At 60.9% G+C, this 13,974-nt stretch carries 14 protein-coding genes and 1 pseudogene; 4 read left to right on the top strand and 11 right to left on the bottom strand.

Annotated elements, in window-relative coordinates; translation table 11 throughout:
* Positions 1-2 precede the first annotated feature (2 nt).
* Entirely contained in the window at positions 3-977 is a 975-nt protein-coding gene (exbB, locus tag BBG20_RS09450) for a tonB-system energizer ExbB (RefSeq protein WP_065902497.1), read from the bottom strand.
* A gap of 188 nt (positions 978-1,165) precedes the next feature.
* Between exbB and BBG20_RS09445 the strand changes: the two genes are divergently transcribed.
* Positions 1,166-2,017 carry an SDR family oxidoreductase gene (locus BBG20_RS09445; protein WP_065902496.1) on the top strand — a complete coding sequence of 284 codons (852 nt, stop codon included), beginning with the start codon at positions 1,166-1,168 and terminating at the stop codon, positions 2,015-2,017.
* Between the two features lie 508 nt (positions 2,018-2,525).
* On the opposite strand, the gene BBG20_RS09440 is transcribed toward BBG20_RS09445, so the two are convergent.
* From BBG20_RS09440 to BBG20_RS09415, 6 genes are all read right to left on the bottom strand, one after another.
* A complete protein-coding gene (locus BBG20_RS09440) occupies positions 2,526-3,269 on the bottom strand; it encodes a hypothetical protein (protein WP_065902495.1) in 744 nt (247 codons plus the stop codon).
* 55 nt (positions 3,270-3,324) lie between these two features.
* A complete protein-coding gene (locus tag BBG20_RS09435) occupies positions 3,325-3,705 on the bottom strand; it encodes a RidA family protein (protein ID WP_003176922.1) in 381 nt (126 codons plus the stop codon).
* A 24-nt stretch (positions 3,706-3,729) separates the two neighbouring features.
* Positions 3,730-5,835 (bottom strand): bifunctional GTP diphosphokinase/guanosine-3',5'-bis pyrophosphate 3'-pyrophosphohydrolase, encoded by a 2,106-nt coding sequence (gene spoT, locus BBG20_RS09430; RefSeq protein WP_065902493.1) that lies wholly within the window; start codon positions 5,833-5,835, stop codon positions 3,730-3,732.
* A 60-nt stretch (positions 5,836-5,895) separates the two neighbouring features.
* The gene (gene rpoZ, locus BBG20_RS09425; RefSeq protein WP_003176920.1) at positions 5,896-6,159 is read right to left on the bottom strand and encodes a DNA-directed RNA polymerase subunit omega; all 264 of its coding nucleotides are present in this window, start codon (positions 6,157-6,159) and stop codon (positions 5,896-5,898) included.
* 167 nt (positions 6,160-6,326) lie between these two features.
* Entirely contained in the window at positions 6,327-6,947 is a 621-nt protein-coding gene (gene gmk / locus BBG20_RS09420) for a guanylate kinase (RefSeq protein WP_010168203.1), read from the bottom strand.
* A gap of 10 nt (positions 6,948-6,957) precedes the next feature.
* The gene (locus BBG20_RS09415; RefSeq protein WP_065902491.1) at positions 6,958-7,821 is read right to left on the bottom strand and encodes a YicC/YloC family endoribonuclease; all 864 of its coding nucleotides are present in this window, start codon (positions 7,819-7,821) and stop codon (positions 6,958-6,960) included.
* Between the two features lie 227 nt (positions 7,822-8,048).
* On the opposite strand from BBG20_RS09415, the gene rph reads away from it, so the two are divergent.
* Both rph and BBG20_RS09405 read left to right on the top strand, forming a co-directional pair.
* Positions 8,049-8,771: a ribonuclease PH gene (gene rph / locus BBG20_RS09410; RefSeq protein WP_010207511.1), complete on the top strand. Its 723-nt coding sequence runs from the start codon at positions 8,049-8,051 to the stop codon at positions 8,769-8,771.
* Between the two features lie 22 nt (positions 8,772-8,793).
* The gene (locus BBG20_RS09405) at positions 8,794-9,162 is read left to right on the top strand and encodes a DUF4870 domain-containing protein (protein ID WP_065902490.1); all 369 of its coding nucleotides are present in this window, start codon (positions 8,794-8,796) and stop codon (positions 9,160-9,162) included.
* 58 nt (positions 9,163-9,220) lie between these two features.
* On the opposite strand, the gene BBG20_RS09400 is transcribed toward BBG20_RS09405, so the two are convergent.
* Positions 9,221-10,000, bottom strand: a complete 780-nt coding sequence (locus BBG20_RS09400; RefSeq protein ID WP_003195493.1) for an exodeoxyribonuclease III — start codon at positions 9,998-10,000, stop codon at positions 9,221-9,223.
* A gap of 82 nt (positions 10,001-10,082) precedes the next feature.
* Between BBG20_RS09400 and pyrE the strand changes: the two genes are divergently transcribed.
* Complete coding sequence (gene pyrE, locus BBG20_RS09395) at positions 10,083-10,727, top strand: orotate phosphoribosyltransferase (RefSeq protein ID WP_065902488.1); 645 nt, start codon at positions 10,083-10,085, stop codon at positions 10,725-10,727.
* Positions 10,728-10,929: 202 nt separating this feature from the next.
* On the opposite strand, the gene argB is transcribed toward pyrE, so the two are convergent.
* From argB to dut, 3 genes and pseudogenes are all read right to left on the bottom strand, one after another.
* Positions 10,930-11,835, bottom strand: a complete 906-nt coding sequence (gene argB / locus BBG20_RS09390) for an acetylglutamate kinase (protein ID WP_065902486.1) — start codon at positions 11,833-11,835, stop codon at positions 10,930-10,932.
* 19 nt (positions 11,836-11,854) lie between these two features.
* Positions 11,855-13,276, bottom strand: a pseudogene (locus BBG20_RS09385) (phosphomannomutase/phosphoglucomutase); the annotation flags it as partial.
* A gap of 241 nt (positions 13,277-13,517) precedes the next feature.
* Positions 13,518-13,973 carry a dUTP diphosphatase gene (dut, locus tag BBG20_RS09380; protein WP_065902484.1) on the bottom strand — a complete coding sequence of 152 codons (456 nt, stop codon included), beginning with the start codon at positions 13,971-13,973 and terminating at the stop codon, positions 13,518-13,520.
* Between the last annotated feature and the right edge of the window lies 1 nt (position 13,974).

The raw sequence follows: 13,974 nt of genomic DNA, 5'->3' as shown, positions 1-13,974 counted from the left end.
GATTACCCCACTTTCACCATGTGCGGTTGCGAGCTGCGCTCGGTAGGCAGGTGATCGAGGTCGCGGCTGACCAGCAGCAGGACTTCTGCCGACGCGTCCGAGACCTGTGCCTTGTAGCCGGCGATCGAACGGGCGAAGACGTTGTAGATCACCACCGCAGGAATTGCCGCAACCAGGCCCAGGGCGGTTGCCAGCAGGGCTTCGGCGATGCCTGGGGCAACGACGGCGAGGTTGGTGGTCTGGGTTTTGGCGATGCCGATGAAGCTGTTCATGATGCCCCATACGGTACCGAACAGGCCGACGAAAGGCGCGGTGGAACCGATGGTCGCCAGCACGCCGGTGCCGCTGCTCATGTTACGACCGCAGGCGGCTACCAGGCGCTCCAGGCGGAAGGCCACGCGTTCCTTGATACCTTCTTTTTCGCGGGTGTTGGCCGACAGGCGCATTTCTTCCAGCGCGTCGTGCACCAGGGTGTTGGCCAGGGTGCCCTTCTTGGTTGCCGTCTCGCTGGCTTCCTTGAGGGTGGTGGCTTTTTTCAGGTGGACGATCTCGGTGCGCAGGCGACGCTTGGCGCCCAGCAGCTCGAAGCCCTTGGCGATCCAGATGGTCCAGGTGATGATCGAGGCGATGGCCAGGCCGATCATCACGGCTTTCACCACCACGTCAGCGTTCTGGTACATGCCCCACGGCGACAGGTCGTGGGCCATGCCCAGGGTGTTGTCTTCTTCCAGGACCACACCGGTATCGTCAGCGGGAGCGGCTGGGTCTGCAGCCTGGGCCGGGTCGGTGGCGGCTGGCGCAACGGCTGGAGCAGCCGTGCTGTGCTCGGCTGCCGGGGCCGCGGCGGGTGCGGTGGCGTCAGCAAATGCGGCGGTCGGTGCCAGCAGTACGCTGAACAGCAGCGCAGCAATCGCGCGCCAGGCGCGGGATGGGCTGTGAAGCTTGGTTGGCGAAGCGGGGTTTGTATTACGTGTCATGCTGGCCGGACCTGAGTAAAGAAAATGAGTTGAGCGTCCTTCCAGGCCTGGGGGCCGAGGACAAATGGGCGGTTATTATTGCAAGTAATTCTTGTTAACAGAAGTAATACAGTTACTTTATTTGTCCTTTTTGTGGCCGCCTGTCATGTGTGAAGGCTAACCTAGACCTTTCTGTACGGAGTTTTCTGATGTCTGCGCCTTCTGTTGTGATTGCCGGTTGTGGCGATGTGGGTAGTCGGCTGGCTAGCCAATTGCTTGCCTCGGAATGGGAGGTTTATGGCCTGCGACGTGATATTTCACGCCTGCCCGACGGGGTGATCGGCATCGCCGGCGACCTGTTCAAAAAGGATTGCCCTGACACCTGGCCGATCGGCGGGGTGGATTACCTGGTGTATTGCGCCGCCGCAACGGATCACGATGAGGCCGGCTATCGCGCAGCCTACGTACAAGGTTTGCAGCACGTGCTGGAGTGGCTGGGCGACTACGGCCAGGTGCCGAAACACCTGCTGTTTGTATCCAGCAGCAGCGTCTACGGGCAGCAGAACGGTGAGTGGGTCGACGAAACATCCGAGACCCAGGCGAAGGGCTATTCCGGCCAGGTAATGCTGGAGGCCGAGCAAGTCGCGCTCAACAGCGGTATCCCCGCCAGCATCGTGCGCCTTACCGGCATCTACGGCCCGGGCCGTGAGTGGCTGTTGAGCCAGGTCCGGCAGGGTTACCGCGTGGCGATCGACCCGCCTTTATATGGCAACCGGATTCACGCGGACGATGCCGCGGGCCTGCTGGCTTTTTTGCTGCGGCACGTGGAGCAGGGCGGTTCGCTGGACAAGGTCTACATCGGCGTCGACGACGCGCCTGCGCCATTGTCGGAAGTGGTGGGCTGGTTGCGTGAATACCTGGGCGTGACCGAGTGGGCCGCCGACGCCAGTGTGCGTCGTGCCGGCAGCAAGCAGTGCAGCAATGCCCGCGCCAAGGCGCTGGGCTGGAAGCCGACCTACCCAACTTACCGAGAAGGCTACGCGTCGATTCTCAAAGGCTGAGCACGGCCAGAGAATGTGGGAGCTGGCTTGCCTGCGATGACGGTGGCACATCCAGCAAATAGGTGACTGGTAAGCCGCTATCGCAGGCAAGCCAGCTCCCACATTGGGGCTTCGGTGCTCCAGCCAATGCGCTGGGCTGGAAGCCGACCTACCCAACCTATCGAGAAGGCTACGCGTCGATTCTCAAAGGCTGAAACACGGCCAGAGAATGTGGGAGCTGGCTTGCCTGCGATGACGGTGGCGCATTCAGCAAATAGGGTGACTGGTAAACCGCTATCGCAGGCAAGCCACACATTGGAGGCCGCAGCGCCCCAGCCAATGCGCTGGGCTGGAAGCCAGAGTTTCCAACTATCGAGAAGGCCACGCGGCGCTCCTCGAGGATTGAAATGCGGTAAAAATGTGGGAGCGGGCTTGCTCGCGAATGCGCAGTGTCAGTCACTGAATATGTTTCTGATGCACCGCTTTCGCGAGCAAGCCCGCTCCTAGATTCAGTTCAGCGCTCGGCCGCTTATTGCTTTTCCAGCAACCACTGGCGAGGGCCTGGGGTGAACGAGGGCACTTCGTCTGTCTGGGCGGTGTTGATGGCCTGGAAGATTTCCAGCTGCTTGCCCTTGCGCACGAAGATCCACGGGTTGCCCTGGCCGTTGAGCTGCAGCCAGATACTGTCGTAGCCGCCGCTCATGGAGGCGCAATCGCCCGCCAGGCACAGTGAATACTGATCCACATTGGGCAGGCCCGCGACCTTGCCGTTGGCCTGGAACTGCACGATGGCGCCGTTGCCGAAGCCGTCCGTGATCTTCCAGTCGCCGCCCATGTAGGCCGCGTACAGTGCCCGCTCGAAGTTGGCGCCCAGGGGCGCCCCCTCCGGGGCAGGGTCTTTGGCGCGGGCGAACAGTTGCTCGGGCTCGTTATCGTTGGCCACCTGCAGCAATTGCTTGCCCTTGCGCTTGAGTTCGGTCGCGGAGCTGCCGTAGAAGTCCACGCTCCAGGCACCGGATTTTTCGCCGAGCAACTTGCCTTCGGCGACTTCGAAACCGTTGTAGTAGCGCGCCTGCGAAGCCTTGGTGTTGATTTCCCACTCAAGGTTCGGGCCGTAGCTTTGCAGCGCTTCACGCAAAGGGCCGCCCTTGGACGCCGCGTCGATGGCGGCCTGGTTGATCCAGGTACCACTCACATCCACATCGGCAGGGTTGCTGGCGCAGCCGCCGAGCAACAGGGCCAGCGTTGATAGGGCTACAAGCGCTTTGCGCATCATGAAATCCTTCTGAAACGAAGTCGGCGCAGCTGGGGAAGCTGCGCCGGGTGTTTTACTCGATGACCAGGATCGCGTCCATCTCAACCTGCGCACCCTTTGGCAGGGCGGCAACGCCAATGGCGGCGCGGGCTGGGTATGGCTGTTCGAAGTACTTGCCCATGATCTCGTTGACCTTGGCGAAGTGGCTCAGGTCGGTGAGGAAGATGTTCAGCTTGACGATGTCCTTGAACGAACCGCCAGCCGCTTCGGCCACCGACTTGAGGTTTTCGAAGACCTGTACAGTCTGTGCTTCGAAGCCTTCAACCAGTTCCATGGTCTTTGGGTCCAGCGGGATCTGGCCGGACATGTAGACGGTGTTGCCCGCCTTGATGGCCTGGGAGTAGGTGCCGATGGCGGCCGGGGCCTTGTCGCTGGTGATAACGGTCTTGGTCATGAGTGACTCCTTGTAAGAGGTGGGTTATGCACGCATACGGGTGATGCGGATCACACCGGTCAAGGCGCGCAGTTTCTTGATCACGCGGGCCAGGTGCACGCGGTCGTGCACGCTGACCACCAGTTGGACCACGCTGATGCGACCATCACGCTCGTCCATGCTGATTTTCTCGATATTGCCGTCGGCCGCGTTGACGCTGCTGGCCAGCAGGGCGATCAGGCCACGCTGGTGCTCCAGCTCTACCCGCAGCTCGACATTGAATTCGCCGGTGACATCCTTGGCCCAAGAGAGCTGGATGCATTTTTCCGGGTTGTGGCGGATTTCGCTGATATTGCGGCAGTTGTCCAGGTGCACCACCATGCCTTTGCCCGCCGACAGGTGGCCGACAATCGGGTCGCCCGGGATCGGCGTACAGCACTTGGCGTAGCTGAGCACCAGGCCCTCGGTACCACGAATTGCCAGTGGGCCTTCCGGGCTCGGTAGCTGTTCGCCTTCGCCGAGCAGGCGGCGGGCGACCACGTAGGCCATGCGGTTACCCAGGCCGATATCTTCCAGCAGGTCTTCGATGGTTTCCTGGCGATACTCATGCAGCATCGCTTGCACGCGTTCTGCAGGAATCTTGTCCAGGGCGCTGTCGAAACCGTTGAGCACTTTGTTCAGCAGGCGTTCGCCGAGGCTGATGGATTCGGAACGGCGTTGCAGTTTCAGGGCGTGGCGAATATGCGTACGCGCCTTGCCGGTGACCACGAAGTTGAGCCAGGCCGGGTTCGGGCGAGCGCCTGGAGCGCTGACGATCTCGACCGTTGAGCCGCTTTGCAGCGGTTCGGACAGCGGCGCGAGACGACGATTGATCCGACAGGCAATGCAGCTGTTGCCCACGTCGGTATGCACCGCGTAGGCAAAGTCGACAGCCGTGGAGCCTTTGGGCAGCTCCATGATCCGGCCTTTTGGCGTGAACACGTAGACCTCGTCCGGGAACAGGTCGATCTTCACGCTTTCGATGAATTCCAGGGAGTTGCCAGCACGTTGCTGCATCTCCAGCACACCCTTGACCCACTGGCGGGCGCGGGCATGCGTGCCTTTTGGCTGCTCGTCGCCGGTGGACTTGTACAGCCAATGGGCGGCAATACCGTTGTTGGCCATCTCTTCCATTTCGCGGGTGCGGATCTGGATCTCGATCGGCACCCCGTGCATACCGAACAGCGTGGTATGCAGCGACTGGTAGCCGTTGGCCTTGGGAATCGCGATGTAGTCCTTGAAGCGTCCCGGCAGGGGTTTGTACAAATTATGTACAGCGCCGAGCACGCGGTAGCAGGTGTCGACCTTGTCGACGATGATCCGGAACGCGTACACATCCATGATCTCGTTGAAGGCCCGGCGCTTGCCACGCATCTTCTTGTAGATGCCATAGATGTGTTTCTGCCGGCCGCTGACTTCGCCCTCGATCTCGTCGATCGCCAGGCAATGGCTCAGCGACTCTTCGATCTTGTTGACGATTTCCTTGCGGTTGCCCCGGGCGCGCTTGACCGCCTGGTAGATGCGCGCCGAGCGCATCGGGTGCATGGCCTTGAAGCCGAGGTCTTCGAACTCGATACGAATGGCGTGCATGCCCAGCCGGTTGGCGATGGGCGCGTAGATTTCCAGGGTTTCCTTGGCGATGCGCCGGCGTTTTTCGCCGGACAGCACTTCCAGCGTGCGCATGTTGTGTAGCCGGTCGGCCAGCTTGACCAGGATCACCCGGATGTCCCGGGCCATGGCCATGGCCATCTTCTGGAAGTTTTCCGCCTGGGCTTCGGCCTTGGTCTCGAAGTTCATCTGGGTCAGTTTGCTGACCCCGTCGACCAGTTCGGCCACGGTTTCGCCAAATTGCGCGCTGAGCGCTTCCTTGGCAATGCCGGTGTCTTCGATCACGTCATGCAGCATCGCGGCCATCAGGCTCTGATGGTCCATGTGCATGTCGGCAAGAATATTTGCCACCGCAAGGGGATGGGTGACATACGCCTCGCCGCTGCGGCGGCGTTGGCCGTCGTGGGCTTGTTCGGCGTAGAAATACGCTCGGCGGACCAGGTTGACCTGGTCTGGGCCGAGGTAGGTCGATAAGCGATCGGCGAGGGCGTCTATGCTCGGCATAGGAATGACTCCTGCCGTTGGCTGTGACCCTGCGCCGTGCTACGTCGACCAGGCATAGGCTTAGACGGCCTCGTTGGACTCGTCCTCGAACGCTGCAAACAGCGGTTCGTCTTCAACGATTTCGGCGTTGGCGATGAACTCGTAGCTCATCAGGCCTTCAGCGATTTCACGCAGCGCTACAACGGTAGGCTTGTCGTTTTCCCACTGGACCAGGGGCTCTTTGCCGCCAGTGGCCAGTTGACGGGCACGCTTGGTAGAGAGCATGACCAGCTCAAAGCGGTTATCCACGTGTTCTAGGCAGTCTTCAACGGTTACGCGGGCCATGGTATTCCTCGGAGCGAATGCAAGATGCGCGCTGCCCGGTTGGGCGAGCGGACTAAACAGTTTAAAAAATCACCAGCGTTTAGGGAAGCGCTGATTTTTCCCGCGTCCTCGCAAAACCGCTACAAGTGCCAATGTAAAGCCCTTGCAGCGGTTTTGGGAAGAGCCAATCAGCCGAGCAGTTCAGCGAGTAATTTGCCGAAACGTTGCTGTTGACGCTTTTGCTGGAGCTGATTGGTGCGGAAAATCGCCTTCAAATCATCCAGCGCGTGGGCAAAATCGTCGTTGATGATCAGATAGTCGTAGTCGACGTAATGGCTCATTTCGCTGACGGCTTCACGCATGCGGCCTTCGATGATCTCGTCGCTGTCCTGGCCACGGTTGGTCAGGCGCTGGTGCAAAGCCTCAAGCGACGGCGGCAGGATGAAGATCGAGCGCGCCTTGGGCATCAGTTGGCGCACTTGCTCGGCGCCCTGCCAGTCGATTTCCAGGATCAGGTCGTGGCCTTCATCCAGGGTCTGCTGCAGGTGGCTTTGCGAGGTGCCATAGAGGTTGCCGAACACTTCGGCGCGCTCGAGGAAGTCGCCGTGCTCGATCATCTTGACGAACTCGGTGCGCTCGACGAAGTGATAGTGCACGCCGTTCACCTCGCCCGGGCGCATGGCGCGGGTGGTGTGGGAGACCGAAATGCGGATCTGCTCGTCGGCGTCGGTCAGGGCCTTGACCAGGCTGCTTTTGCCCGCACCCGAGGGGGCGGAAATGATGTAGAGGGTGCCGGTGCTGTGGGTCATGGAGGTTGCCTTACTCAATATTCTGTACTTGTTCGCGCATCTGCTCGATCAACACCTTGAGGTTGACCGCTGCCTGTGTGCTGCGCGGATCGAATGCCTTGGAGCCCAGTGTATTGGCTTCGCGGTTGAGTTCCTGCATCAGGAAGTCCAGGCGCCGACCGGCGGCACCGCCGGACTTGAGGACGCGGCGCACTTCGAGGATGTGGGTGCTCAGGCGGTCCAGTTCTTCGGCGACGTCGCTTTTTTGCGCGAGCAGCACCATTTCCTGTTCCAGGCGAACCGGGTCCAGGTCAGCCTTCATGTCGGTGAAGCGGTCGAGAACCTTCTGGCGCTGGGTGGCGAGCATCTGTGGCACCAGTTCGCGCAGGGTCACCACGTCTTCTTCGATCGAGGTCAGGCGCTCGTTGATCAGGCGGGCCAGTTCGGCGCCTTCGCGTTCGCGGCCAGCCTTGAGCTCCTTCAGGCCCTGGTTGAACAGGGCAAGGGCTTCTGCATTGAGGGCTTGCGGATCGGTGGCGTCGGCCACCAGCACGCCAGGCCACGCCAGCACTTCCAGGGGGTTGAGCGCGGCCGGCTGCTTGATCAGGCTGGCGATGGTTTCGGCGGCGGCAACCAGTTGCGCGGCGCGCTCGCGGTCGACCTGCAGCGGCTTGCCGGTGGTTTCCTCGGTGAAGCGCAGGGTGCATTCCAGCTTGCCGCGGGAGATGCCCTGGCGCAGTGCTTCACGCACGGCCCCTTCGAGGTCGCGAAATGATTCGGGCAGGCGCAGGTGCGGTTCCAGGTAGCGGCTGTTGACCGAGCGCAGTTCCCAGCTCAGGGTGCCTTGTACGCCGGCTTTTTCGACGCGGGCGAAGGCGGTCATGCTGTGCACCATGGAGGTACCTCGCGATGCAGTCCCGCATAACGGGCTGGTGGATGGGTTGCAGCCGACCGGCTGCGAAGGCGCAGGAGTGTAGCGCAACGGCGTGGGAGGCCCCAAACGCTGGCGTTAACAAAGCATGACAAACCGCGCATTCGTAACCGAATTTTAAGAAGTGCCCCGAATCGGCTCGCGGCTCTATAATGCTCGGCAGTTTTTCGTCCTCAGTACAGGTATCCCCTATGAAACGTCCAAGTGGTCGCGCTGCCGATCAGCTCCGCTCGATCCGCATCACCCGCAACTACACCAAACACGCCGAGGGATCCGTACTGGTCGAGTTTGGCGATACCAAGGTGATCTGCACCGTCAGCGTCGAAAATGGCGTACCACGTTTCCTCAAGGGCCAGGGCCAGGGCTGGTTGACTGCCGAATACGGCATGCTGCCGCGCGCCACCGGCGAGCGTAACCAGCGTGAAGCCAGCCGTGGCAAGCAAGGCGGGCGTACCCTGGAAATCCAGCGCCTGATCGGTCGTTCGCTGCGCGCCGCCCTGGACATGTCCAAGCTGGGCGACGTGACCCTGTACGTCGATTGCGACGTGATCCAGGCCGACGGCGGAACCCGTACCGCGTCCATCACCGGTGCCATGGTGGCCCTGGTCGATGCGCTGAAAGTGATCAAGAAGCGCGGCGGCCTGAAAGCCGGCGACCCGCTCAAGCAGATGATTGCCGCTGTCTCGGTGGGCATGTACCAGGGCGAGCCAGTGCTGGACCTGGACTACCTGGAAGACTCGGCCGCCGAGACCGACCTGAACGTGGTCATGACCAGCACCGGTGGTTTCATCGAAGTGCAGGGCACCGCCGAAGGTGCGCCATTCCAGCCGGCCGACCTGAACGCCATGCTTGCCCTCGCCCAGAAAGGCATGACCGAGATCTTCGAACTGCAGAACGCCGCCTTGGCTGACTGAACCCGCCTCAAGGAGAAGCGCCATGAATGACAACCAGATGCTGGTGCCCACGCCTTCCTACGAAGTGCGCCAGGCGGCAATGCTGTGCCATCTCGCGGCGTTTCTCGGGTTTGTGTTCCCCTTCGGCAGCGTCGTCGGGCCGCTGATCCTGTGGCAGATGAAGAAGGAAGTGGACCCGTTCATTGATGACCAGGGCAAGGAAGCCTTGAACTTCCAGATCACCGTGGCCATCGCCTGGATAGCCTGCATCGTGCTGGCCTTCGCGGTGGTCGGGTTTTTCCTGATGCTTGCCCTGGCGATCGCCACCGTGGTGCTGACCATCATTGGCAGCATCAAGGCCAACAAGGGGATCGTCTATCGCTACCCCTTGACCTGGCGTGTGATCAAATAATGAGCGCCCACAAAAAAACCGACAGTGATGTCGGTTTTTTTGTGCCTGGGAAAAGACCTCAGATGGTCAGTGTCCAGTCGTAGTCCACAATCAGTGGCGCGTGCTGCGAGAAGCGCGGCTGGCGCGGCAAGCGTGCACTGCGCACGAACCGACGCAGGCCCGGAGTCAGCAACTGGTAGTCGAAACGCCAACCGAGGTTGAGCATCTCCGCCTGTTCGTTGTCCGGCCACCAGCTGTACTGGTCGCCTTCGCGACTGACTTCGCGCAGGGCATCCACATAGCCCATGTTGCCGACAATCTCGTCCATCCAGGCCCGTTCCGGCGCCAGGAAGCCCGGGGATTGCTGGCTGTCGCGCCAGTTCTTGATATCCAGCTTCTGTTGCGCCACGTACAGCGAGCCACAATAAATGTACTCGCGACGTTTGCGTCGCTGTTTATCCAGGTAACGGGCGAAATCGTCCATTAGCTTGAACTTCTGGTTCAAGTCTTCATCGCCGTTCTGCCCCGAAGGAAGCAGCAAGGTCGCGATGCTGACCTTGTCGAAATCGGCTTGCAGGTAGCGCCCGTAGCGGTCGGCTGTCTCGAAGCCGAGGCCGCTGATGACCGCCTTGGGTTGCAACCGCGAATACAAAGCCACGCCACCTTGGGTGGGCACTTCGGCATCGCAGGCATAAAGGAAGTAGCCATCCAGTTGGAAGGCTGGGTCGTCCAGTTCAAAGGCGGAGGCGCGGGTATCCTGCAGGCAGATGACGTCGGCATTCTGGGCTTGCAGCCAACTGAGCAAACCACGCTCGACTGCAGCCTGAATACCATTAACGTTCACACTGATGATCCGCATAAATGGCCCCAAAAATCGCGTGCGTGTATGATACACGCCGTCTACCTAATTAGCTAAATCCGTGGTATCTGAGGCTTTTTTCATGCAGGCGTATCAACGCGATTTCATTCGTTTTGCCATCGATCGCGGGGTTTTGCGCTTCGGTGAGTTTACCCTGAAGTCCGGGCGCACCAGCCCATACTTCTTCAATGCGGGCTTGTTCAACTCGGGTTCGGCCCTGGCTCAGCTGGGTCGTTTCTACGCGGCAGCCATCGTTGACAGCGGCATTTCCTTCGACGTGCTGTTTGGCCCGGCCTATAAGGGCATTCCCCTGGCGGCCGCGACCGCCGTGGCGTTGGCTGAACATCATGAGCTGGATCTGCCGTGGTGCTTCAATCGCAAAGAAGCCAAGGCTCATGGCGAAGGCGGCAGCCTGGTCGGGGCTGCGCTCAAAGGCGACGTGCTGATCATCGACGACGTGATCACCGCCGGTACCGCGATCCGTGAAGTGATGCAGATCATCGCTTCCCAGGACGGCGCCAGGGCCGCGGGTGTGTTGATCGCGCTGAACCGCCAGGAACGCGGCAACGGTGAGTTGTCGGCAATCCAGGAAGTGGAACGTGATTTCGGCATTCCCGTGGTAAGCATCGTGTCGCTGAACCAGGTGCTGCAGTTCCTGGAAGATGATCCACAGCTCAAGCAACACCTGCCGGCTGTACGTGCGTACCGCGAGCAATACGGCGTCTGATACCGGACCTGTAGGGGCCGGCTTGTGTGGGAGCGGGCTTGCTCGCGAAAGCGTCGGGTCAGTTAGCGCATGTGTCACTGACAGACCGCTTTCGCGAGCAAGCCCGCTCCCACAGGGGGGATGCATTTAGCAGTTGGATCGCGATCGCACGCATAAAAAAGCCCCGCTCAATTCGATTGAGCGGGGCTTTTTTGTTTTTGGCTTAAGGACGCTTGCGGTTACTGATCAGCGTGCCCATGCCGGTATCGGTGAAGATTTCCAGCAATACCGCGTTCGGAACCCGGCCATCGATGATCAACGAGCTGCCCACGCCGCCTTGCACCGCTTCCAGTGCGCAGCGGATCTTCGGCAGCATGCCGCCGTAGATGGTGCCGTCAGCGATCAGGTCGTCGACCTGTTGGGTGGTCAGGCCGGTCAATACCTTGCCTTCCTTATCCAGCAGACCGGCGATGTTGGTCAGCAGCATCAGCTTTTCAGCCTTGAGTGCCTCTGCCACTTTACCGGCTACCAGGTCGGCGTTGATGTTGTAGGACTCGCCATTGGCGCCCACACCGATCGGTGCGATCACCGGAATGAAGTCGCCCTTGACCAGCAGGTTCAGCAGGTCGGTGTTGATGCCGATCACTTCGCCCACTTGGCCGATGTCGATGATTTCCGGCTGGGTCATTTCCGGCGTCTGGCGGGTCACCGTCAGTTTTTTCGCGCGGATCAGCTCCGCGTCCTTGCCGGTCAGGCCGATGGCGCTGCCGCCGTGGCGGTTGATCAGGTTGACGATGTCCTTGTTGACCTGGCCACCGAGGACCATCTCCACCACGTCCATGGTCTGCGCGTCAGTGACACGCATGCCATCGATGAAGTGACTCTCGATCGACAAGCGCTTGAGCAGGTCGCCGATTTGCGGGCCGCCGCCGTGGACCACTACCGGGTTGATCCCCACGGCTTTCATCAAGACGATGTCGCGGGCAAAGCCGGTTTTCAGCTCGTCGCTTTCCATGGCATTGCCGCCGTACTTGATCACCAGCGTCTTGCCGACATAGCGTCGGATGTAAGGCAACGCTTCGGACAGGACCTTGGCAGTATTGGCAGCGGCTTCGCGTTCGAGGGTCATTCAGGGCTCCGGTAAAAAATCAGAACGGTAATTGGAGATCAGGGGCAACACGTTTCAACTGGGCGTGGAACACGTCCTTGATGCGCTGCAACTCAGCCTCGGTATCCGCCTCGAAGCGCAACACCAGCACCGGTGTGGTGTTGGATGCGCGCACCAGGCCCCAGCCTTTGGCGTAATCGACTCGCACACCATCAATGGTGGTCAGGTTGGCGCCTTCACCCCATTGCGCATCGTGCAGTGCGTCAATGATGCTGAATTTGCTCTCCTCGGTCACATGGATATTGATCTCTGGCGTAGAAATATCGTTCGGGAAGGTCTCAAACAGCCCTTGCGCGGTGGATTTTTCCTTGCTGAGGATCTCCAGCAGGCGCGCAGCACTGTAAATGCCGTCGTCAAAGCCGAACCAGCGTTCCTTGAAGAATACGTGACCGCTCATTTCGCCGGCCAACAGGGCGCCGGTTTCCTTCATTTTCTTTTTGATCAACGAGTGACCGGTCTTCCACATTAGCGGGCGGCCGCCATATTCCTTGATCAGCGGGGTGAGACGGCGGGTGCACTTGACGTCGAAAATGATCTCGGCGTTGGGATTGCGCGCCACCACGTCACGGGCGAAGAGCATCAGCAGGCGGTCCGGGAACACGATTTCGCCGGTTTCGGTCACCACGCCCACGCGGTCGCCGTCGCCGTCGAAGGCCAGGCCGACGTCGGCGCCGGTTTCCTTGACCTTGGCGATCAGGTCGACCAGGTTTTCAGGCTTGCCGGGGTCCGGGTGGTGGTTGGGGAAGTGGCCGTCGACATCGGAGAACAGCGGGATCACTTCGCAGTTCAGGGCTTCGAGCAGTTGCGGGGCGATCACGCCGGCTGCACCGTTGCCGCAGTCCACCACGACTTTCAGGCGGCGCGCGAGTTTGACGTCGCGGGTGATTTCATCGGAGTAGCGCTGGAGGATGTCTACCCGGGTGATGCTGCCTTTGCCGCTGGTCAGGTCGTTGGTCTTCAGGCGCTGATGCAGGGCCTGGATCTGTTCGTTGGCGAGGGTGTCGCCCGCGATGACGATTTTGAAACCGTTGTAGTCAGACGGGTTATGGCTGCCGGTCAGCATCACGCCGGACTTGCCGGCCAGCACGTTGGCGGCGTAGTACAGCGCAGGCGTGGGCACCAGGCCGACGTCGCTGACATGGCAGCCGCTGTCGGCCAGGCCCTGGATCAGTTGCTCCACCAGCTCCGGGCCGGACAGGCGACCGTCACGGCCGACCGAAACATTGGGCTCACCCTGGGCCAGGCTCTGGGAGCCGATGGCGCGGCCGATCCAGTAGGCGGTTTCGGCGGTCAGGGTCTTGGGCACTACGCCACGGATGTCATAGGCGCGAAAGATGCTGTCGGGGAATGTCGGGGCTACTCGGGCTGCGGTACTCATCGCGGGGGGAAACTCCATCTGAAGGGGGCAAGGCTGGCCTTAAAGTGGCGGACCGGCAGGCTCAAACTGAAGGGTATGACGGTGTTTTCGGCAGAGAGTTCGTGGTGCAAAAATGCCATCGGCGCTTGCGATCCGACTGTTCTATGCCGTAATGCATTGATTTCAAAGGGGAAATCTTGATGATTAAGTCCGCGCATTCTTCGTCCTGAAAAGCCTTGCGGTGGGCGTCGAGCCGGGCAGTGACGCCCGGCCAGAATCAGCTTAGTCAGTGACTGCCGGAATGCCCAAACCCCCCTGCGCCACGTTGTGTTTCATCGAATTGCTCAACCAGTTCGAAATGCGCCTGCACCACGGGCACCAGCACCAGTTGGGCAATGCGCTCGCCGACCGCGATGTTGAACGCGGTCTGGCCACGGTTCCAGCACGACACCATCAGCTCGCCTTGGTAGTCGGAGTCGATCAGGCCGACCAGGTTACCCAGCACGATCCCGTGTTTGTGGCCCAGGCCGGAACGCGGCAGGATCAGCGCCGCCAGGCCTGGGTCGCCGACGTAGATCGACAGGCCGGTGGGAATCAGGATGGTCTGGCCCGGCTCGAGGACGGTGTCTTCCTTGAGCATGGCGCGCAGGTCCAGGCCGGCGGAGCCCGGGGTGGCGTAGGCCGGCAGTGGGAAGTCGGTGCCGATGCGTGGGTCGAGGATCTTGGCTTGCAAAGCGTGCATG

The organism is Pseudomonas aylmerensis (assembly GCF_001702265.1).
Taxonomy (GTDB): domain Bacteria; phylum Pseudomonadota; class Gammaproteobacteria; order Pseudomonadales; family Pseudomonadaceae; genus Aquipseudomonas; species Aquipseudomonas aylmerensis.
This window is presented reverse-complemented; position numbering and strand designations above follow the sequence as displayed.